This is a genomic window from Paenibacillus thermotolerans, from assembly GCF_028745515.1.
Classification (GTDB): Bacteria; Bacillota; Bacilli; order Paenibacillales; family YIM-B00363; genus Paenibacillus_AE; species Paenibacillus_AE thermotolerans.
Genome location: NZ_JAQZSG010000008.1, coordinates 90580 through 111659, shown reverse-complemented (window position 1 = coordinate 111659; position 21080 = coordinate 90580). Strand labels below are relative to the sequence as shown.

Genomic DNA, 21080 nt, shown 5'->3' with positions numbered 1-21080 from the left:
GAAATCCGCGAAAAACCGCCCCTTTTCCGAATTGTCCGACAATTCCAAAAAATATTTTTTATTCAGTCCTATAAATAATTTTATACATGTTAAAAACGCTTACACGACGTTTCTTTATTGTCGTATGTCAGATTTCGTGATATTCTGTATTTACTTTTACCATCCGGCGTATGTAAGCGATTTTCCTTGATTTTCCGCGGTGTCTTCCGTGGTTTCTCATACGTCATAAACTCGTTTGTTTGCAGTATCCCTTCGGCTTTTGCGGATCGTTTTTCACTGTCTTGCATTGCATCTCCGAACTGAATACTATTTTTTTATTCGTTTAACTGCATAATTATGCAAATTTTATTTCATTTCTATAGGAGGTGAAGGTCAGGACCATCTCTGACCGCCAAACACATGAACCAAGCTATGAAGAACGAAGGTTTATTTCAAAACCTGTTGCTGCAAGAGCACGATAGCTGCGGAATTATTTGCATCATTGAGAAAAACGGTCATCCGTCCCGGGACAACGTCCAAAAGACGATCGAAGCGCTCGTCAAAATGGAACACCGTTCGGGCTTTATTGACGGAGAAGGCGACGGCTGCGGCATCCTGACGGATATTCCGCGCGCGTTATGGGAGAAAAGACTGGCGGAAGCCGGCAAAGACGGTTCACTCGCCTATGACGACCGTTTTTTCGCGGCGCATATTTTCGTGCCCCGCAAGCTGGACATTTCCGCGGCGGATATGCAGGCCGGCATACGCGAGCTGTTCGAGCAACACGGCGCAGCTATCGTCCTGGAGCAGGAAAACCAGGTGAACAGCACCGTACTCGGACCGAACGGCCGAAACGACGAGCCTGTCTTCTGGCAGGTAACCGGCCTATATGAAGGCGAAGGCAATATTGCCGACCGGCTGTTTGAGCTTCACATTGCAATCGAGACCAAGTACAACGTTCACGTCGCATCGCTCAGCAACGTGACCGCCGCTTATAAAGTGCTTGGTTCGGCGAGCATTTTGCCGAAATATTTCAAGGATACGCAAGATCCGCTGTTCGCAGCGCAGGCTACGATCGGCCATAACCGCTATTCCACAAATACGCTTTCGAACTTCTTCCGCGTACAGCCGTTCTCGCTCCTCGGCCATAACGGCGAAATCAACACCGTGAAGAAGATGCGCTCCGAAGCCGATATGGTCGGCGTTCCCCTCGTAGACGGCGGCAGCGACTCTCAGGATATGAACCGTACGATCGAGACGTTCATTCACCGTTTCGGATTTTCGCTGTTTGAAGCGATGGAGCTTGTGTTCCCGCCGATCTACAACGAAATGAAGCATTTCCGCGAAGAGCTCCAAGATCTTTATGTTTACTATCGCCAAATTTGGGGCCATTATGCACAAGGTCCGGCGGGCATCGTATCCCGCTACGGCAACGAATGCGTATTCAGCGTCGACGCGCTGGGACTGCGTCCGGTATGGATGGTTGAAAGCGAAACCTCCCTCTATTTCTCCTCCGAGCAAGGCATTATTACCGTAGGAGAAATGGTCGCCGAGCCGAGACCGATCGCTCCGGGCGAAAAAATCGGCGTCGTATTGAACCGCGGCGAACATATCCAAGTCATTCCTTACGAGTCGCTGCAGACGATCGTGCTGGAACGCGCCAAGAAGCGCACCAATTTCGATGGAATGCACAAGCATTTGTTCTATGAAAATGAGTTCCCGGAAGCGGCTCCGTATCCTGACGTGCAAGTGACCGATGCGCTGTATTCGGCGGCAGGCTGGGACCGCGAGGGCATCCAAATGATCGAAGCGATGTCCGAAACCGGCGCCGAGCCGATCCGCTCTCTCGGCCATGACGGACCGCTGGCGGCGATCAATCCGGAACGCAAAAATATTCCCGATTTCATTAAAGAGAGCGTTGCCGTCGTAACGAACCCGGCCATTGACCGCGACCGGGAGCAGGAGCATTTCTCCACGCGCATGGTCATCGGTCCGCGTTCGTCGATTTACGGGGAAGTGGACGCCCGCCTGCGCATGGAACTGCCGGCTCCGCTTCTTTTGGAAGGCTCGAACGGCGCGGGCTCCTTCGAGGCGCTCGGACAGCCTTCCCTTGAACAGCTCGTCGCGGCGTTCGGATCGTCGGTGCGCGGATTCTCCCTCTCCTTCCCGAGAGGAGCGTCTCTCAAAGCGTCTATTGACGCACTTGCGGAAAATGTTATCGCTGCGGTTCGCGAAGGCGCGTCCTTGATCGTGCTCGACGATTCCGAAGCGAACAACAACGACAAGCTGTGGATGGACCCGCACCTTGCCGTATCGCGCGTCGATATCGCGCTCCGTTCCGTAAAACTTGACGGCGGCGACAATCTTCGCCGTCAAGCGAGCATCGTGCTTCGCTCCGCGGCGATCCGCAGCCTGCACGATATCGCGGTCGCGACCGGATTAGGCGCGGATCTCATTTCGCCATATGCGTTGTTTGCAACCGCATCGGCCAAGAACGGCGCCGAATCTGCGCGCAAGGTATTCACCGCTCTACAGAAAGGGCTTGAGAAAGTCATCTCCACGATCGGAACGCATGAAGTTCGCGGTTATACCCGTTTCTTCTCCGCGATCGGCTTGCACCCCGAAGTGGCGGAGATGCTCGATATCGTCAACTATTTAGGAAGCGAAACGGGCGGCACCGGCTTCGATAAGCTCGAAAAGGACGCCGAAGCCCGTTACGAAGACTACAACAACAACCCGAAGGCGAAATCGGCGAGAAACTTCCACTTCTTCGGACGGATGTGGAAGGCGCTCGTCGAAGCGGCTGCCGGTCAGGCGCCTTATTCCGACTATCGCGACAAGCTTCGGGAAGAAGAACAAAAAAATCCGATTTCCATTCGCCACGTCGCCGATTTCAACTACGAGAAGGCGTTGTCCGAAGGCCGCAAGCCGCTCGCACCTTCCGACGTCAACATTTCGGTAGGCGATCACGACTTGCCGATGCTCATCTCGTCCATGTCCTTCGGCTCGCAGAACGAAATCGCGTTCCGCGCTTATGCGGAAGCGGGCGAGCGTCTCAACATGGTAACGATGAACGGCGAAGGCGGAGAAATCAAAGATATGCTCGGCCGCTATAAGCGGACCCGCGGCGCGCAGGTTGCTTCCGGACGCTTCGGCGTCAATGTCGAGCTGGCCAACGCGGTGGCCTTCCTTGAAATCAAGATCGGCCAAGGCGCGAAGCCGGGCGAAGGCGGTCACCTGCCGGGCTCCAAGGTAACGTCCAAAATCGCGGAAGCGCGGAATGCGACGATCGGCTCCGACCTGATCTCGCCGTCGAACAATCACGATATTTATTCGATCGAGGATTTGGCGCAGCTGATCAGCGAATTGAAGGAAGCAAGCAACCACCAAGCGAAAATCATCGTCAAAGTCCCGGTCGTTCCGGGCATCGGCACCATTGCCGTCGGCGTCGCCAAAGCGGGCGCGGACGTCATCACGCTGTCCGGCTTTGACGGCGGTACGGGCGCGGCGCGCATGCACTCGCTTCAGCATGTCGGACTGCCTACCGAAATCGGCACCAAGCTTGCTCACGTCGCCCTGATTGAAGCGGGACTTCGTCATAAAGTGGAGCTCTGGTCCGACGGCGGCATGAAATCCGGCGCCGACGTCGTGAAGATGATGATGCTCGGCGCAAACCGCTGCGGCTTCGCATCCATCTCCATGCAAGCGATCGGTTGTACGGCATGCCGCGGCTGCCACTTGGACACTTGCCACGTCGGCATCGCGACGCAAATCGACTCCATGCATGAAGCGGAAGAAAAAGGCCTTCGCCGTTTCGTGCCTCGCGAATTCGATACGGCGGTTCATTCGCTTGTGCGGTTGTTCTCCGCGATGGGCGAGGAAGTCCGCGAAATCGTTGCGGCTCTCGGCTTTAAGAACGCTCAAGATTTGGTCGGACGCTCCGATCTTCTCCAGCAAGTCGCTTATCACGATCAGATCGACCTGTCGGCCATCCTTCGTCCGGCACCGATCCAGTTCATTAAGACGTCCAGCACCGCGGACGCGACTGCTACGGTCGCATCGGCAGAATCGGTTATCGCAGCTGTCGGCGCGGAAGGCATGTATCCGAGCAGCTTGAGCTTCGATGCGCCGATTCATCGCAACTGGAGCAAGGTGAGCGCGGAAACGCGCATTATCGGTTCCCGCTTCTCCTCGAACCGAGTGCGCGACCGCTTCAACGGCAAATACGACAATTTGCCGGACATCTCGCTCGTGCTGTCGGACGGCTCCGTGCCGGGTAACGGCCTCGGCGCATTCAACGCCCGCGGCGTAAATATTACCGTGCATGGCGGCGCAGAGGACGGCGTAGGCAAAATGTCGTTCGGCGGCAAAATCGCCATCTTAAAAGCGCCGGGCAAGCATAAAGCATTCATCAACGGCTCCGTAGGCAAATCGTTCGCTTACGGCGCTCAGAAAGGAACGTTCATCGTTCAAGGCAATGCCGACTCCCGCGCTTGCATCCGCCTTTCCGGCGCGGATGTCATCTTCGGCGGCGAGCTCGCCGGACCGCTCCGCGACGATCTGGGCAATATCGCCGGCCGAGCGAATTTGAAGGGCTTCGCATTCGAATACATGACGAACGGCCGTGCCGTCGTTATGGGCGACCCGGGTCCATGGATTTGCGCCGGAATGACGGGCGGCGTCATTTACCAGCGGATCCAGCCGGAGCTCGGTTTGGATGTCGCGGCGATCGAACGCCGTGTCGCGAAGGGTGCGAAGGTGAACATTGCGAAGCTTGGCGACAAGAGCAAGGCGGATCTGTCTGAACTGCTTTCTCAATACCGCGACGAGCTCGCAAACTCGGGTCAAGCCGATTCAGCCGCCAAGGTCGCAGCTTTACTCGAAAACCTCGACGCTCACTTCGTACGGATCTCTCCTGTAACGATGCAGGCAGACCAATCGGTAGCAACCGAATAATTGCTGAATACCCTGCAGGTCCATTTAATGGTACTGCAGGGTTTTTTTGCGTTTCACACGCAATATGCTTCCCATTTCCTTACTACACTTCTCCCGATCCCGGGCTTACATCCTTACATCCTTACATTCTTACATCCTTACATCCCTACTTCCCTACTTCCTCACTTTCTAAACTTCCTCACTCCCCCCACTTCCTCACTTCCTCACTTTCTCACTTCCTCACTCCACTCCCCGGCTTGCATCTCCATCAATCTTCTATCTCATCCTCTCTCTTCTCCCCACGTCTCACCGACCCCGACAAGCTCCTTCGCGCTTCCTTTTGATCGATATCCCAACACCTCAGCTTGTTCCAATGAACTAACTTTCCTTCCGCATCGCCCTTTTTGATCAATCCCTGGTTCATATAAATATCGGCGACACATGATTCGGTTTCTCCCGCTTCTCCATTCTCCTGCGTACTGTCGGCTTTCTTCCCATCGCACCTCCATTTTATCGCTATCCCCATGACTCAGACACGCGGACAGCACCAGTCGCACGAAAAAAATCCCTTAATTTGGATTAAAAATATTGATTTGCGAACATTTGTTTGGTATAATGTTTTTAATATAATGTTAGGGCGGCGATCTATATGACTTCCATTATCGGATTCGATCTGATGAATCTGAATTCAGAGGAAAGCTGTGTAGCATATTTTTATCGATTGAAATGGCCGAACGGTTATGCTTGTCCTCATTGCGGGCATACACGGGCTTATGTCATTCGCACCCGAAGACTGCCTTTGTACCAATGCGGATCGTGCCGTCATCAAACATCGATTACCGTCGGCACCGTCATGGAAGGAAGCCGTACTCCGCTGCTTAAATGGGTGACTGCTATCCAATTTTTGTGCCGAGCCGAGAGCATCAATGCGGTTCAGCTCGCTAAAGAAATTCAGGTGACTTACAAAACGGCCTGGGCCATCCTCAACAAAATACGAAGCGCAATCTCGCGATTGGACGTGCTGGAGCCCCTTTCCGGCAAAGTTAAAGCTGCGTTGTCATTCTATGGCCGCAACTATTATCGCCAGCCTTTTGTGGTTCATTCTTCGGAGCATCCGGTTATGGTCGGCGCCGCATTTCAATTTAACGGCGAACCTCTCCAAGTGAAAATAAAGAAGATTCCTAAGCATCATATGGACGGAAAACGTTTGGATCGATCGGGGGAGAAGGACTTTATCGAGCGGCATGTGGCGGCTGCAAACTATGATACTGTGATACTCAAGCGGTTTCGCATCCATGAGGAGAGTTTGCTCCCTCAACTGTTCAAAGAAGCCAGAACCTGGATTAACCGTACCTTTCACGGAATCGGTCCGAAGTATTTACAGGCGTATATGGATGAATTTTGCTTCCGAATCAATCAGTCGCTGCGTACGAATATATCGATAATAGACTCGCTTTGCGGTATTTGTATGAAGAAACAAGAGGACACAAATTATATAAAATGCTGTGCGTGATCTCGATTACGAGCAAATGACGCTACATTTGATTAGGACGCTATACTTGATTATTAAGCTGAGTGATGGGGATAGCGGTATAATGAAGATCGGCCGAAGGAAACTCCCATCCTATTTGATTCTTTTCCAGTACCTGTGTCATCCAGCATTCTTTCTGTCTCCCGATCGCACGTGAACTATCATTTTGTGGTGCTGAGCGGAAGGGATAACGGTAAAAAGGGAGCCGGCCCCCCCCATGCCATCCCCTAATTTGCAGCGCGGAACATTCCAGCATAAAGCCATAGCCAATGCCAAATCCTAAGGCGAAGCGACGTAGAACAAACAAAAGAAAGCCGGGCTTCACCCGGCTTAGACGATAGTGATATTTTATTTATTTCGCTTCATCAAGGTATTGTGCCAATTGATCTACCATCAAGTTCGCCGCCAACACGCCGCCGGCCGTATTCCAAATCGCATCGTCCACCTTGTACACTTTGCCGGCCTTCACGGCTTGAAGCTGCTTCCACAGCGGATCGTTGATCCAATCCTTCTCCACCGCAGACGCGCCCCCGTCACCGGTTTCGTATGTGAAGTAGAACAGGATATCCCCGTCCATTTCCGGAATACGCTCTTTCGTTACGTTCCTTGCCGCAAAGTCATCCTTATCCTGAGATTCGGGACGCGCCAGACCGATTTGCTCCAAGATTACTCCTGCGAACGTATCCTTATAATATATGCGCGTGTCGCCCGCCATAAATCGCACAAGCGAAACCTTTGTGGACAGCCGATCGCCGAGCTTAGCATTCAAATCGTTAATTTTCGCCTCATAATCGGCCAGCACCTTGTCGCCTTCCGCCTTTCGATTCAAGGCATCGGCATATACTTTAAAGTTGTCCTGCCACTCTCCCCGAAGCGTCTCCGTAAATACCGTCGGCGCGATCGCGGAAAGCTCCCCGTAAATTTTCTCATGGCGCATTTTGTTGCCCAAAATCAAATCCGGCTTCAGCCCCGCAATCAACTCGAGGTTCGGCTGGCTCTCCTCGCCGACATTCACTACATCTTTCATTTGATCCGCAATATGAGCGTACCAAGGATCCCCGGTCCACGATTTGACCGCCCCGACCGGCGTTACGCCTAATGCAAGAAGCGCCTCCGTACCTTCGTTGGTTAGAACGACGACCCGCTGCGGGTGCTCCGGAACATCGCTTTTACCCATGATGTGGGCTATCGTTCTTACGCTGGCCGTTTCTTCACCTATAGGCTCTTCCGCGGCAGGCTGTTGCTGCGAGTCATCGCCTGTGACTCCGCTCTCAGCACCGTTTCCGCTTCCTCCTGCGCTTCCGCAGCCCGCCAAAACGAGTACGAAACAAAACATTAGTGCGAATCCGACATTTAACCATGATCTCTTTTTTAACATCCTTGCCGACCCCTCCGAATGAAAATGATTCTCATTATTATCTGCTACGACCTAATATACAAACTCGAAAAATAATTGTCAACGACAAATTGAAAATGATTCTCAACTTCATTGACAGGTGAGAACGATTCTCATACAATAACGTTAGTCTTATCAATCGAAGGATGTTCATTGATGAAAAAGTCGTACACTCTGCTTATCTTTTGTGTTCTGGCTTTGGTCCTCGCTTTCTTATCGTTAACTTACGGAAGCCGGAGTATCAGCTGGAACGCAGCCTTTCATTCGTTCACTTCTTTTGACCCGTCTTTATCCGAACATCTGATTATTCGCAATATCCGTTTGCCGCGCATGCTTGTCGCCGCTTCCGTCGGTGCTTGCCTGGCTACCGCAGGCGCCGTCATGCAGACGATCACTCGCAACCCGCTTGCGTCTCCCGGCATTTTCGGAGTGAACGCAGGGGCTGTACTGTCTATCATTGTGGCGATCTCCCTATTCAATATCTCGTCGCTGCAACAGTATACGGCAGCCGCTTTCATCGGAGCGGCCGTCGCCGCGGTTGCGGCTTACGGTTTAGGAACGATGGGCCGCGACGGAGCTTCGCCGATAAAAATCACGCTTGCCGGTGCGGCGGTTACGGCTTTCGCCTCTTCGATCACGCAAGGGATATTGCTTGTCAACGGCCGCACGTTCGACCAGGTGCTGTTCTGGCTCGTCGGCTCGGTCGCCGGCCGTGAAATGCCGATGCTGACGCCGGTCGTGCCGTATATGGCGGCAGGCGTCGCGCTTGCGCTCGCTTTGGCACGGCCGCTGAATATTCTCGCGCTCGGGGAAGACGTCGCCCGCGGGCTCGGCCAACGGACCGGGCTGCTTAAGCTCGGAGCCGCGGTTGCAGTCGTCCTTCTGGCCGGCGCCTCCGTCGCCGTAGCGGGGCCGATCGCCTTTATCGGCGTCATGGTCCCTCATATCGCGCGGTATTTTACCGGGAACGATCACCGCTGGCTGCTGCCCTATTGCGTAGTGCTCGGCGCTTGCCTGCTGCTCGCCGCCGATATCGGCGCACGGTGGATCGCCATGCCGAACGAGCTACCCGTCGGCGTGGTCACGGCCATTGTCGGCGTTCCTTTCTTTGTATGGATTGCGAGGCAGAACAAATATGAGTCGTAGAACATTTTCGGTTCGTACCCGAACCTTTTCATTCTTAATTGAAAAAAGGTTCCTTTTATGGGCAGCTATTTTACTCGCTGCCGTCTTTGCAGCCGGCTGCGTCGCCGCGGGAATCGGAAGCTTATGGATTCACCCGGCGGAAGTGCTTAAGGCACTGTTCGGCCGAAGCGGCGAGATGGAGCAAACGATCCTCAATTCGTTCCGGCTTCCACGCGTCGCCATGTCGATCGTCGCCGGCGTTTGCCTTGCCGGGTCGGGAGCGCTGCTGCAAAGCATCACCCGCAACCCGCTGGCATCGCCGGACATTATCGGGGTTACCGGAGGCGCTTCGGCAGCAGGCGTTGCGTTCCTGGTACTGACGACCGGCGCTTACCCGATCGCTTGGCTGTCCGTGTCGGCGATTGCCGGAGGGGCGATAACGGCGCTGCTGCTGTTCGCGCTGTCATGGAAAGGCGGCGTGTCGCCGCTTCGACTTGTGCTGATCGGCATCGCGATGCAAACGGCGATGGGCTCCGTCTCGTCTCTGCTCATCGTCACAAGCCCGCATTATATCGCGAACCAAGCCTTTACATGGCTGACCGGCAGTATATACGGAAGCTCGTGGGACAACGTGTTCACCCTGACCGTATGGGCCGCCGTCTTGTTTCCGGCCGCTTTGGCGTTCGCGAGAACGGCCAACCTTCACGAGCTGGGCGAAGATGTGGCCAAAGGCGCGGGCAGCCGGATTACGCTCGATCGAACGGTGCTCATTCTCCTCAGCGCCATGCTGGCAGGGGCCGCCGTATCTCAGGTCGGAGCCATCGGTTTTGTCGGGCTGATCGCGCCGCATATGGCCCGCCGCCTTGTCGGCCCGTCCTTCGGAGCCGTGCTGCCGGTTTCGTCCCTGATCGGGGCGTTGATCCTTATCGTTTCGGATACGATCGCGCGTACCGCGTTCCCTCCGAACGACATTCCTGCAGGTGTGTTTACCGCCGCTGTCGGCGCTCCGTTTTTTATTTATATGCTGTATAGGGGGGCTCGTCCATGAATGCACTCGAAGCCAAAGAGCTGACACTCGGATATGCGAACGGAAAGCCGATATTTCGCGAGTTGAACCTGCTCATTCCCGAACAAAAAATAACGGTGCTGATCGGGAGAAACGGCTGCGGAAAATCGACGCTGCTCCGTTCGCTCGCCCGTCTGTTAAAGCCTGAAGGCGGGTCCGTCATGCTGGACGGCAAAGATATTTACCGCCATTCGACCAAGGAAGTCGCCAAACGGCTTTCCATCCTCCCGCAAGGTCCGGCGGCTCCCGAGGGGCTGACCGTGCTGCAGCTCGTCAAGCAAGGCCGCTATCCACACCAAACATGGCTGAAGCAATGGTCCGCCGAGGATGAAACGGCCGTCAATAAGGCGCTGCAGGCGACCCGCATGTCCGAGCATAGCGGCAAGCAGGTCGATTCGCTCTCCGGAGGACAGCGACAGCGGGCTTGGATCGCCATGACGCTCGCGCAGGAAACCGATACGATTCTTCTTGACGAGCCGACGACTTATCTCGATCTGTCGCATCAAATCGAGGTGCTCGATTTGCTCGCAGAACTGAACGAGAAAGAGAAGCGCTCCATCGTAATGGTGCTTCACGACATCAATCTCGCGTGTCGGTACGCGCATCACATCGTCGCGGTTTCGGAAGGCGCGGTTTACGCACAGGGCTCGCCTGCGGAAATCGTCACGGACCGGCTCATCCGCGACGTGTTCGGGATGGAAAGCGTGCTGCTGGCCGATCCCGTCTACGGGACGCCGATGTGCATTCCGATCGGCAGCCGGAACGTCGCAGGCTACGAGCCGGAAAGGGTGAGCGTTCATGCCGAATAATAACCAAGCAGCGGCGCTGCAAGGTTCGGCAGAAAGCATTCCTTTGGCCGTCGATGCAGCCGCCTTCTTAACGGATGAAGGCGCCCGATCGATTCTGGAGGTTGCCGAGCGCGCGCTGAATTGCGGCAAGCCGAAAGTAACCGCATCGCAATTCACTAAGTGGTATTGCCGTACCCATTGCATTTCTTTTCTGCACTCGCTAAGCGTGGAAGACATGCCGGTACGGGCTGCACTTGAGGATATTGAGCTGCTTTTTCCGGGCGACCCGCCTTTCGCCATCAACGAAAAAGGCGCCGCTCCATTGCCGTCCCGCGCCTCGGCCTCCCGAAACGAAATGCGGGATGCGGCGCTGCATTCATTATTCGCCGGCAACTTTTCGCTCGTCTTTAACGCTCTGATCCGACTTACCGGCATAAGATCCGATATTTTATGGGACAACGCGGCCGTATATATTCATCATTTTTACCGTACATGGATGGAAGAAGCTTCGGATGACGGCCGGATGCGCATCATTAAAGAAGATTACGATTATATTACGCAAACCGCCGAAGCCGCCCTCTTCGGCGATGAATATACCGTTAACCCGCTGTTCGGCTCATGCGCGCCGTTTCGCAATACTTGCTGCCTGCGCGTACAAATTCCGGGGGCTAACAAGTGCAAAGGCTGCCCGCTTACGGAGCGAACGGGCCGAATCCCGACATAGTCGGGATTTTTTGCGTTAATGGAGGATTCCGGTGACTATATGTGGAATTTTCGTATGGAAATGGCGGGGCATTTTTAAATGAAGGAAGGGAAAGCATTATGCTATGGGAAAACTTAACGGCAAAAGAGTTCGAGGAGGCGGTTGTGTCGACGGGGCGCGTATGCGTTCTGCCAATCGGCTGTCTGGAAAAGCACGGCGACCATCTTCCGCTCGGCACCGATATGATGATCGCGAGAGACGTCGCGGAGAAGGCCGCCGCAATCGAACCCTTCGTCATTTTTCCATATTATATTTTCGGTCAAGTGTCGGAGGTGAAGCATCATGCCGGCACGGTGGCGCTGAGCGGCGACATGCAAATGCGGCTGCTGGGCGAGGTGTGCAAGGAAATCCGACGGAACGGCTTCAACAAAATCGTGCTTGCGAACGGACATGGCCGGAACAATAACTTTTTGCGGTATTTTGCACAGACGATGCTCGATGAACGTAAAGATTACGTCGTCTATACATACGACCTGTGGGAGCTGAAGCCGGAGCAGCATCAGGCTCTCGAAAGCAATTTCGAGACGCCTGACGATTACGGTCATGCCGATCATATGGAAACGTCCGAAATATTGGCGATCGATCCGACGCTCGTTCACATGGACCGACTGAATCCGGGAGAATGGGAAGCTACGGGTCGCGGCCGTTGGCTTGCGGAAAGCAAGGTCGCCGCAGGCATTCATTGGTACATGGAGTTCCCGAACCAAATTGCGGGCGACCCGTCTTTATCCACCGCGGAATACGGCAAGGCGTATTTGGAGTTTTGCGCGCGGAATTTTGCGGAGGTCGTCAAGCGAATCAAAGAGGATCGGAGCGCGCTGGAGCTGCAGACGGAATTTTTCGACCGGTGCGACGGGATCGCCAAGCTTTGATGAACATAGGAAAACGGCTGCTTTGCTGCAGCCGTTTTTTGCGGTTATATGTGAATTATCATACCGTCGTATGCCGTAACGATGCCTTCAGGCGAGTAGATCGCTTCCAGATCTTCTTGCATTAAACCGATATTATGAGAAAAATGCGTCGCGATGACAGTGCTTTGTTCGTGTAATATTCCTTGCTCGAACATTCGGTTTTTCGTCCCGATCACCGCTTCGATATTCATATGTCCGCCGGTAAACGGGAAATTTCCGTTCGTGCTGTCCATAATAATCGCATCGAGCTTGACGTTATTATTCTGCAGGTAATCCCAAACGCTGTCCGGCAGCAGCCCCGTATCGTGACAGTAGAAAAGAGTTTTGCCGCCCCGCTCGATGAGATACAGCAAGCACGTTTCGTTCGGGTCGTGATTGGCCGGGAGCGCGGTAATTCGAGCCGTGCTCGTCTCGAACGTCTGGAACGGCTGGATCAGCTTGAAGGCTAGCCGTTCGCCGGCAGAGCTGACGGCGCTCTTGCATGCGCGAATGACGGCATCGTGGCCGTAAATCGTCAGCGGGTCCGCCGTTTCGTGCGCGTACACCGGCAGCCGCATCTCCAAATCGACCGGCTGAAGATGATCCAGATGCGTGTGCGTAACGATCATCTCGGTGATGGAGCCGAGGTCGATCCCGTCGCGGTGGACGTGATACAACGTATCCGGCGGGAAATCGACCTTTAAGCAGTCGTCGATGATGACGGAGCTGCGGGTCCGCATGTTGCGCCCCCCAAGCTCTCGTGCGCGGGCGCAATGTTTGCAGCGGCAAAACAATGCGGGAAACCCTTCCGCGGCCGCCGTGCCCAGCATATGAATTTTCATCCCTTAACTTCGCTCCTTTGCGGAAAGCTGATTCCTCTTACGAGCTTTGTTCCAGCGTCGTCGAGCGAATTTGCTGGCGAATCGTATCTACATAACGCTTTACAATGATCTGCGGGCGAGTGATCGCCGTCCCTACAACAACGGCATGCGCTCCGGCTTTGTAGCACTCTATGCACTGCTCGATCGTCCATATGCGTCCTTCCGCAAGTACGGGAGTCCGATTCAAGTCGGCCAGCCGCTTCACCAGCTCGATGTCCGGATCTTCCTGCTGCTTGCTGTAAGGCGTATAGCCGGACAACGTCGTCGATACGAGATCTGCGCCGAGATCCATGGCGATGACGCCCTCTTCAAATGTAGAAATGTCGGCCACGATCAATACGGAAGGGAAATTCTCCCGAACCGCAGCAATGAGATCCTCCAGCGATTCGCCTGCGGGGCGGGGCATCTGCGTAAAGTCGATCGCTACGATTTCCGCGCCGGCTTCGACCACCTCGGTAACTTCCTTCATGGTCGGAGTAATGTAAATGTCGCAATCGAGGTACGATTTTTTATATAAACCTATCACCGGCAAGGAACAAGCCTTCTTAATAGCGGCTATATCTTGCGGGGTGTTTGCGCGGATCGCAGCGGCGCCGCCTTGTTCGGCCGCAGCCGCCATTGCGGCCATAACCGATGAGCCGTACAAGGGCTCATTCTCCAATGCTTGGCATGATACGACAAAACCGTCTTTGAGGCTTTGAATAATCCCTTTGCTCATATATTCACCTAATTCCATCTTTAATATTTTTATTATACCATTGGAACGGCCAAAAAGGGATAATATTTTTTATTACGATAATATGACGGATATTTCCTCCAAAATAAATTGCATTTCACTCTTCTGCGATAGGGAGTTTTATCTACGGTACAATGACTTTCAAACCCGGAGGAATCCGGTTCGGTTCCCGATCCTTATAATATAACCATAGAGGCGGAGTATCCGTGATCCCGGCGAATTCGATTTCAAACGGATGCTTCGGCAGCCCGTTCATATTCAAGATCAGCCGATTCCCGTCAACCTTTACGCTTTCGATGCCGATGCCGCGCGGCAGCTTCGGCAGAACGTAACTGCCGGCGCTTTCCGCCGACTTCGGGTCGATCCTCTTGCTGAAGGAGACGATGATCCCGTTCGTACCGTGACGCTCCGCAAACCGGGGCACCGGCGGCTCTTCATACATATACCCGCCGATATGATATTCGTATGCGGTCCAAGACGCAAACCCCAATCGGTGCGCATGGGATTGGAACGCCCGGAGCCATTCCGCGCTCTTGATCATCGCCGTCGATGAACCGATATCCGCCTGTACGGCGAGCGGAAGCGACGGGTGCATCGCGCGCACGGCGTCCGCGAACGGCTTATAGCGCTCGATATAATTCGGGGGCAAATCGGCCTCGCCCTTTATCCAATCCGGCCAATGCGTCTGGAAATAGTGAATGTCGGGGCGAACCTTGGCGACCATGGACGGCGCATCCAAGCCTTGATGCTCCCTTAGCAGCGATGCCGAATCGGGGCCTGCGTCTATAGCGAGCGACCACGTGGCGACGAGAATGTCGGGGCGCGCTTCCCGGACGCCTCCCTTGCCGTTGATCATTTCGTCGATAAAGCCGTTTACGGCGTCAACGCGAAATTCGACCCATTTGGCATAAAGCTCTTTATTCGTCTTATAGTAATTCGGCGACTGCGTATCCCGGAAGTGAGGAATCGGCAGTCCGTATATTTCCATAAACCGCCGCCTAGCGTGCGGGCCTACATCTCCGTATACGCCTCTTTCGATTCCGTCCCACTCGGGAAAATACGGCTCCGCGATCTCGATCCCGTCGAACGGGTAATCGCTCACGAGCCTGGCCATCGCCGCTTTCTTCCACTCGGCATACTCGCTGCAAAAATGAGAGAACCGCGTAAACCCGTCGTTCGTCTCCTGCAGCAGCTCCATTTGCCAGCTCGGCCAGTCGGCCGGGAAACGCTCGGTGGAGAACGTCCCGTTGCCGAGCACCATCGCCCATACGGCGATGCCTCTTCGCCGGAACGCTTCGATCAGCTCGCCGTTCACGATGTTTTCGTTGACGACGAAATAATGAACGCTTCCGTAGCCGGAAACGGCAATTTCGTCCGCGATGCTGTCGCAGGAACGGTTCAAATAATACGGAAATAACGGGTCCACTTGAATGCTGGGACCGTAAAGCGCGTGCCGTTTATCCAATTTGCATCATCCAATCCGTAGGTGGGTTGATCAGCCTTTCCCGTAGTGCCAAACCTGCGCGGCGGCCCCGATGACGCCGGAGTCGTTGCCGACCGTCGCCGGAATGATGCGGCATGCTTCCCGCATCGCCGGCGACGTCCTCACTGCGGCCTTCTCCCGCAGCAAGCGGAAGAACGGCTCGCCGGCTTCGGCCACGCTCCCGCCGATGACGACCGCCTGCGGATTAAACGTATGGATCCAGCCGGCAACGGCTCCGGAGAGCGCGGTAACCGCCTCCTCCATTACGGCTTCGGCAAAAGCGTCTCCCGCAAGCCATTCCGTAACGACCGCCTTCGCATCCGGAAACCGGTCGTCCGCGATGCCTTGCCGCTGCGCCGCTTCCTTCGCGATTCTCGCAATGCCGGTACCGGACGCATACAGCTCGACGCAGCCGTAATTGCCGCAGCTGCAGCGCGGTCCGCGATAGTCGACCGTCACGTGGCCGAGCTCCCCCGCTCCGCCGAATACGCCGCGCAACAGCTCGCCGCCGGTTACGATCGCTCCGCCGATTCCCGTGCCGAGCGCCAAGCATACGAAATGGTCAAGGCTGCGTCCTGCGCCGTATACCATCTCGGCTAAAGCGACGACATTGACGTCGTTGTCGACGTATACGGGCATGCTCCAGCGCGTAAGGATATTGTCCCGGATCGGCGTCCCCGTCCAGCCGGGCAGCGTATCTACGGCGAACGCCACACGGCCCGTATTGAAGTCGATTTGTCCCGCGCTGCCGACGCCGATTCCCGCCGGCGCACTTTCCGGAAGTGACGACCGCGCCGCCTCGAGCAAATCGCCGATGCCTTCCATTACCGCGGACATGACGTGCGCCGCACCCTTCTTCGCTTCGGTCGGTACGACGCGGTCCAGCAATATGCCGCCTTGACGATTCACGGCGGCGAAACGGATCTTCGTCCCGCCGATATCTACGCCTATTGCATAATTCACTAGCACACGCTCCTCGCTTTTCATTCCTATTCGGGAACAAACAACCTCGGCTTCCCGCGCAGCTGCTCGAGCGCCAGCTCCAGCATCGGCTCCGTATCGATGATCAAGCATTGTGCTTCGCCTACAGCGCCGCGCCGCATGATTCCTTGCTCCAGCAGCAAATCGTGAATGACGGAAAACGTTCTCGGCGTTCCCCAATCGTGCAGCAGCAGCGTTCGTTCGATCAATCGCTCCCGCTCGTCCGTAATCCATACGGTGGCCGGCTCAGTCTGAAGATGGTAATCGACGCCCGCCAGCTCCTCGACGCCGTGGAAGGTCGTGTTCGACTCAAGCGTGACGCCGAGCAGCAATATTTTCCCTTTCCTCCGGGCCAACCGGTAATAAGGGCTGCCGTAGCCGCACGGCGTCCAGCAATCCTCATGGCCTGTCGTCAAATTGACGGCATCCGCGCCGATCGCCGCAACCGAATGGGTCGGGTGAAGAGAGCGGGACGCCTCCTTGCGCATGCGGAACGTCTCCGGGATTTTCCCCGTCCAGCAGCCGCTTGCCCGTGCATGGAAATGCGGAGGATGCAGCTTCGAATCGTTGGAGGTCCCTGTCAGCGTCGGTACGAGCACCGTTCCGGAATTTGGCCCCACCGCAGAAAGAAGCGCATCGATGACTGTATCCGCGCCGCCATCCACCTGCCCGATAGAAGAGAGAGAGCTGTGCACAAGCACTTGATCGCCTTCCTGAAGCCCGAGATGGCGTAAATCTTGAACCAATCGTTCCAAGTTAACCGCAAGCCTCAACCGCTTCACCCCTTTCCTCGAACCGGAGAAAAGTTCCTTTATCTATTAACAAATTAAAAATAAACTCCACATTTCAGTTATAGCATGTATAATGACATTAAACCATACTTTTTTTGTAATCTGATTTGGAGGTATATACGAATGGAGCACATTATTTACGTGCCGCTGGATGAACGTCCTTGCAACGCGAAGTACCCGCTTCAATTGGCGGCGATGACGGACATTCCTCTTCTCTCCCCGCCTTCGGAGCTGCTGGGAAAGAAGAAGCAAGCCGCAGAAGCGGACCGGCTTTCGGATTGGATCGCAAGACAAATTCCGGACACGTCGAGGCTAATCGTATCGGTGGACATGCTCGTCTACGGCGGGATCGTCCCGTCGCGCCTGCATCATCTGAGCGAAGACGAGTGCATGAAACGGCTCGGCCGGCTGCGCGAATGGAAACAAATCAACCCGTCGCTCAAAATTTACGCTTTCAATTTGATCATGCGCGCCCCTGCGTACAACGGCAGCGATGAAGAGCCGGACTATTACCAATATCACGGCAGAAATATTAACCGCTTCGGGTGGCTGCGAGACAAGCAGCAATACGAGCCGTTAACGGCGGACGAGCAGCAGGAATGGGAAGCGGTGCAGCGTGACGTCCCGCAAGAGGTGCTGCAAGATTTCTTGAACCGTCGGAAGGTCAACGCCAAGGTGAATGAGGAAACGATCAAGCTCGTTTCGGAAGGCATCGTCGATCATCTCGTCATCCCGCTTGACGACAACGCCAAATACGGCTTCAGCCCGATGGAGCAGCGCAAGCTGTTGTTCGCCGCCGAAGAGCTGGAGGTGCTCGACCGCGTATTCATCTACCCGGGCGCGGACGAAATCGCATGCACGATGTTTGCGCGCGTGTTTTGCGAGATGAAACATTATGTGCCTAGCATATTTGTGAGATATTCTTCGACGCTCGGTCCGACCGTCATTCCGAAGTACGAGGACCGCAGCCTGCAGGAGAGCGTCAAATCGCATCTGACGGCAGCGGGTGCGTTCATGGACGACAGCTCGGAGCGTTGCGACGCCGTGCTTATGGTTCACTCTCCGCCGGTTTCCCAGCACGAGGTAGCCGAAACGTCAGACGCCTACAACGGGCGCCACCGTTCCTACTATTCCGAAGTTCATATATTGGAGTTTGCCAAGGCGATCGAGGTATACGCCAAACGCGGCAAGCTCGTCGCGCTTGCGGATGTGGCGCTTTGCAACGGAGCGGACCATTCCTTCATGCGGTTTCTGAAGAAGAAAGGCTTGCTTCCCAGCATTTCCGCATACGCCGGCTGGAACACCTCCGGCAACAGCATGGGGACCGTCGTCGCTCACGCGGTCATCGAGTCGTATTACCGCCGCCCCGAAGCCGCCGGAGAGCGCAGCGAGACGCAGCAGGCGGGCAGCTTGATTTTTTATTTGGCGCGGCTGCTTGAAGACTGGGGCTATCAAGCGATCGTTCGGTGGGATGTCGCTTACAACGTTGTTCCGGCGCTGGGCGGGGATTATTTCACCGTCGGCCATATTGAAGAACCGGTCAATGAGGCGCTGAAACAAAAAATGGAGCGGTTCGCAAAAGAGTATCTTTCCGAGCTCGCCCCTGATCTTCAACTGAACCATGTACATCTGCCTTGGAAGCGCATGTTCGAAATCGGCTTCGACGTCGAACTGCCGCACGCCTAACTTTACTTGAATTAATACAGCTTGTCCGCAACGGACTTCGCGGTTTTCTTGATCGCGTCGTACGCCGTTTCCTTCTCAAGCATCAAAATCGTACACAAAATATCGAGCAAATGAATTTGCGCGATTTTGGTGGACAACGCCCCTCCCTCGAGGGGTGTTTCTTTTGAAGGGATGAGCAGCACCGTATCGGCGTAGTTCGTAATCGGCGAACGCATATGGCTTGTCAAACAAATGACGCCCGCTCCGTTCTGTTTCGCTTCTTTCATTGCGTCGACCAAATCTCTCGTGCTGCCGGAGGTGGAGATGCCGAAGACGACCTCTCCCGGCTTGACGAGCGACGCCGACATCGCGATAATGTGCGAATCCCGGTGCGCCTCGACATTCATGCCGATCCGCATGAGCCGGTACTGCAGGTCGAGCGCCGTAATCCCCGACGATCCGACGCCGTATACATAAATCTTGGTAGCTTTCAGCATCGAATCGACCGCTCTGGCGAGCTCCGTCTTATGAATTAGGTCTAAGGAGTTTTTCAGCATAATTTCGTTCTTCATCGTAATTTTCTGGGCGATCGTCACATGATCGTCGTTCTCTTCGATTACGGCCGTAGACACGGACGGCGCGTTCGCCACATGCTGCGCGATCGACAGCTTAAACTCATGGTAGCCGCGGAAGCCGAGCTTTCGGCAAAACCGGATAACGGACGTTTCGCCCACTCCCGCCTGTTCCGCCAAATCCGTTACAGTGGCCATAACGGCTTCTTCCGGATTCGCTAGAACGACGTCCGCCACCTTCTTCTCCGCCTTCGTCAAGGACGAGTGGATGCTGCCGATCATCAGCAGCGTATTCGACTGATTGGATGAATCGCGGAATCTTTTCACAAATTCACACTCTTTCATATTGGCATAGTTTTAGAATAGTGAATTCCGAGCATTTTGACAAGAATTATCCGTTTTTGCAACGTATGAGGGAAGAAACCTTCACTATTGGGGCTCAGGCTTCCTTTTAACCGCTATTCCTTTGGCTCAGGTGTCCCTTTATTACCGTTATCCCCTTCGCTCAGTTACCTTTCCGCCGGCTGCACCTTCTCCTGAACTCCTTATTACCGTTATCCCCTCCGCTCAGCTTCTCTTCCGCCGGCTGCACCTTCACTCGAACCCTTTATTACCGTTATCCCCTTCGCTCAGTTACCTTCCGCCGTCCGAACCTTCTCCTGAACTCCTTTTTACCGCTATCCCCTCCGCTCAGTCAAATCATAATAGAAACGAGTCCGTAAACCGCCGATCGCGAAGAAAAACCGCCTTGTCTCCAGCAGCGAGACTCGATACAAAGTCTTTTCTGAGCGGACGGGATAGCGGTCAAAAGGATGCGGAAACGACAAACACGCCCCCGCCTCAGCCTCAAATTTCTCCACCGTTCAAAATGAGCTCCATTCGCACTTCCCTCTCGACGATTTCCACCCATCGCCCCCGCCAAGCCGTCCACTCCTCCGGGGCAGCAGGCTCATCCGGAATCCAAGGCAGCTTTCCGATGACGGGGACGCCGCCAAAGCGTTCGATCATCATCGCGGTCTCCTCCATCGCGTCGGCTTGTCCCTCGCGGTAGCCGTTAAGTATCACGCCCGCGACGCTCAAGCCGAAGGAACAGGCGTAAGCCGCGGTGAGCACTGTGTGATTGATATAGGGATTCGTCCGACGCAACTGTTCAAGTTGACTCATAAAATGTATCGTCACGACCGCAGTGATAGAATGAGATTCGATGTAAAGAGAGAGGAGAAAACGGGGATGTCTTGCGTCAAATGCCCTCCGGCCGGCCCGGTTGCAACCGCACCGACAATCGTTTACAACGATATTTATCATCCTCAGCCGGTACAAGTAATTCAGCCGATCGAAATCGTAAACCGTCACCATTGCGTACCTGTTCCGATTCCGGTCACAACCGTGACCGTGCGCGACGTTTATCCCGTTGTCCCTGGAGCCGCCATCGCTCGAGTCAGCCGCACGAAGAAAAAGCATAGAAAGTAATTTACGCAAAAAAGGGTGCGAATCTGCC

The 21080-nt window shown here is 54.9% G+C and carries 17 protein-coding genes; 9 read left to right on the top strand and 8 right to left on the bottom strand.

Annotated features, from left to right (window positions below; translation table 11 throughout):
* Positions 1 to 411: 411 nt before the first annotated feature.
* Positions 412 to 4935 (top strand): glutamate synthase-related protein, encoded by a 4524-nt coding sequence (locus PT964_RS09065; RefSeq protein ID WP_276507936.1) that lies wholly within the window; start codon positions 412 to 414, stop codon positions 4933 to 4935.
* 628 nt (positions 4936 to 5563) lie between these two features.
* A complete protein-coding gene (locus PT964_RS09060; protein WP_274363032.1) occupies positions 5564 to 6427 on the top strand; it encodes an IS1595 family transposase in 864 nt (287 codons plus the stop codon).
* A 370-nt stretch (positions 6428 to 6797) separates the two neighbouring features.
* Here the strand turns inward: PT964_RS09060 and PT964_RS09055 are convergent, their stop codons facing one another.
* Positions 6798 to 7823: an ABC transporter substrate-binding protein gene (locus PT964_RS09055; protein WP_274363031.1), complete on the bottom strand. Its 1026-nt coding sequence runs from the start codon at positions 7821 to 7823 to the stop codon at positions 6798 to 6800.
* 174 nt (positions 7824 to 7997) lie between these two features.
* Between PT964_RS09055 and PT964_RS09050 the strand changes: the two genes are divergently transcribed.
* The 5 genes from PT964_RS09050 (at position 7998) to PT964_RS09030 (ending at position 12455) form a co-directional block, all read left to right on the top strand.
* On the top strand, positions 7998 to 8987 hold the full coding sequence (locus PT964_RS09050; protein ID WP_274363030.1) for a FecCD family ABC transporter permease: 990 nt from the start codon (positions 7998 to 8000) through the stop codon (positions 8985 to 8987).
* Entirely contained in the window at positions 8977 to 10014 is a 1038-nt protein-coding gene (locus PT964_RS09045) for a FecCD family ABC transporter permease (RefSeq protein WP_274363029.1), read from the top strand. Before PT964_RS09050 ends, PT964_RS09045 begins: the two co-directional genes overlap by 11 nt.
* Entirely contained in the window at positions 10011 to 10841 is an 831-nt protein-coding gene (locus PT964_RS09040) for an ABC transporter ATP-binding protein (RefSeq protein WP_274363028.1), read from the top strand. Before PT964_RS09045 ends, PT964_RS09040 begins: the two co-directional genes overlap by 4 nt.
* A complete protein-coding gene (locus tag PT964_RS09035) occupies positions 10831 to 11544 on the top strand; it encodes an IucA/IucC family C-terminal-domain containing protein (protein WP_274363027.1) in 714 nt (237 codons plus the stop codon). Before PT964_RS09040 ends, PT964_RS09035 begins: the two co-directional genes overlap by 11 nt.
* 98 nt (positions 11545 to 11642) lie before the next feature.
* Positions 11643 to 12455: a creatininase family protein gene (locus tag PT964_RS09030; RefSeq protein ID WP_274363026.1), complete on the top strand. Its 813-nt coding sequence runs from the start codon at positions 11643 to 11645 to the stop codon at positions 12453 to 12455.
* Positions 12456 to 12499: 44 nt separating this feature from the next.
* On the opposite strand, the gene PT964_RS09025 is transcribed toward PT964_RS09030, so the two are convergent.
* The 5 genes from PT964_RS09025 to PT964_RS09005 all read right to left on the bottom strand — a co-directional run bounded on the left by PT964_RS09025 (position 12500) and on the right by PT964_RS09005 (position 17327).
* Positions 12500 to 13315 carry an MBL fold metallo-hydrolase gene (locus PT964_RS09025; protein ID WP_274363025.1) on the bottom strand — a complete coding sequence of 272 codons (816 nt, stop codon included), beginning with the start codon at positions 13313 to 13315 and terminating at the stop codon, positions 12500 to 12502.
* A gap of 37 nt (positions 13316 to 13352) precedes the next feature.
* Positions 13353 to 14072, bottom strand: coding sequence for an N-acetylmannosamine-6-phosphate 2-epimerase (locus tag PT964_RS09020; protein ID WP_274363024.1), 720 nt, complete (start codon positions 14070 to 14072; stop codon positions 13353 to 13355).
* Positions 14073 to 14214: 142 nt separating this feature from the next.
* Positions 14215 to 15555 (bottom strand): N-acyl-D-glucosamine 2-epimerase, encoded by a 1341-nt coding sequence (locus tag PT964_RS09015; protein ID WP_274363023.1) that lies wholly within the window; start codon positions 15553 to 15555, stop codon positions 14215 to 14217.
* A 30-nt stretch (positions 15556 to 15585) separates the two neighbouring features.
* The gene (locus tag PT964_RS09010; protein WP_274363022.1) at positions 15586 to 16536 is read right to left on the bottom strand and encodes an ROK family protein; all 951 of its coding nucleotides are present in this window, start codon (positions 16534 to 16536) and stop codon (positions 15586 to 15588) included.
* A gap of 26 nt (positions 16537 to 16562) precedes the next feature.
* Positions 16563 to 17327, bottom strand: coding sequence for an AAC(3) family N-acetyltransferase (locus PT964_RS09005; protein ID WP_274363021.1), 765 nt, complete (start codon positions 17325 to 17327; stop codon positions 16563 to 16565).
* A gap of 141 nt (positions 17328 to 17468) precedes the next feature.
* On the opposite strand from PT964_RS09005, the gene PT964_RS09000 reads away from it, so the two are divergent.
* Entirely contained in the window at positions 17469 to 19031 is a 1563-nt protein-coding gene (locus PT964_RS09000; protein WP_274363020.1) for a DUF4127 family protein, read from the top strand.
* An 11-nt stretch (positions 19032 to 19042) separates the two neighbouring features.
* Here PT964_RS09000 and PT964_RS08995 read toward each other — a convergent pair whose 3' ends face one another.
* Together PT964_RS08995 and PT964_RS08990 are read right to left on the bottom strand one after the other, a co-directional pair.
* Positions 19043 to 19864 (bottom strand): MurR/RpiR family transcriptional regulator, encoded by an 822-nt coding sequence (locus PT964_RS08995; protein WP_274363087.1) that lies wholly within the window; start codon positions 19862 to 19864, stop codon positions 19043 to 19045.
* A gap of 564 nt (positions 19865 to 20428) precedes the next feature.
* Positions 20429 to 20746, bottom strand: coding sequence for an AAA family ATPase (locus PT964_RS08990; protein WP_274363019.1), 318 nt, complete (start codon positions 20744 to 20746; stop codon positions 20429 to 20431).
* 66 nt (positions 20747 to 20812) lie between these two features.
* On the opposite strand from PT964_RS08990, the gene PT964_RS08985 reads away from it, so the two are divergent.
* Positions 20813 to 21052: a hypothetical protein gene (locus PT964_RS08985; RefSeq protein WP_274363018.1), complete on the top strand. Its 240-nt coding sequence runs from the start codon at positions 20813 to 20815 to the stop codon at positions 21050 to 21052.
* Positions 21053 to 21080 lie beyond the last annotated feature (28 nt).

Coding starts and splice junctions, on each gene's coding strand:
- PT964_RS08995 (WP_274363087.1), bottom strand. CDS start 19,864: ATGATCGGCAGCATCCACTCGTCCTTGACGAAGGCGGAGAAGAAGGTG.
- PT964_RS09065 (WP_276507936.1), top strand. CDS start 412: ATGAAGAACGAAGGTTTATTTCAAAACCTGTTGCTGCAAGAGCACGAT.
- PT964_RS09055 (WP_274363031.1), bottom strand. CDS start 7,823: ATGTTAAAAAAGAGATCATGGTTAAATGTCGGATTCGCACTAATGTTT.
- PT964_RS09000 (WP_274363020.1), top strand. CDS start 17,469: ATGGAGCACATTATTTACGTGCCGCTGGATGAACGTCCTTGCAACGCG.
- PT964_RS08990 (WP_274363019.1), bottom strand. CDS start 20,746: ATGAGTCAACTTGAACAGTTGCGTCGGACGAATCCCTATATCAATCAC.
- PT964_RS09025 (WP_274363025.1), bottom strand. CDS start 13,315: ATGAAAATTCATATGCTGGGCACGGCGGCCGCGGAAGGGTTTCCCGCA.
- PT964_RS09045 (WP_274363029.1), top strand. CDS start 8,977: ATGAGTCGTAGAACATTTTCGGTTCGTACCCGAACCTTTTCATTCTTA.
- PT964_RS09020 (WP_274363024.1), bottom strand. CDS start 14,072: ATGAGCAAAGGGATTATTCAAAGCCTCAAAGACGGTTTTGTCGTATCA.
- PT964_RS09035 (WP_274363027.1), top strand. CDS start 10,831: ATGCCGAATAATAACCAAGCAGCGGCGCTGCAAGGTTCGGCAGAAAGC.
- PT964_RS09040 (WP_274363028.1), top strand. CDS start 10,011: ATGAATGCACTCGAAGCCAAAGAGCTGACACTCGGATATGCGAACGGA.
- PT964_RS09050 (WP_274363030.1), top strand. CDS start 7,998: ATGAAAAAGTCGTACACTCTGCTTATCTTTTGTGTTCTGGCTTTGGTC.
- PT964_RS09030 (WP_274363026.1), top strand. CDS start 11,643: ATGCTATGGGAAAACTTAACGGCAAAAGAGTTCGAGGAGGCGGTTGTG.
- PT964_RS09060 (WP_274363032.1), top strand. CDS start 5,564: ATGACTTCCATTATCGGATTCGATCTGATGAATCTGAATTCAGAGGAA.
- PT964_RS08985 (WP_274363018.1), top strand. CDS start 20,813: ATGTCTTGCGTCAAATGCCCTCCGGCCGGCCCGGTTGCAACCGCACCG.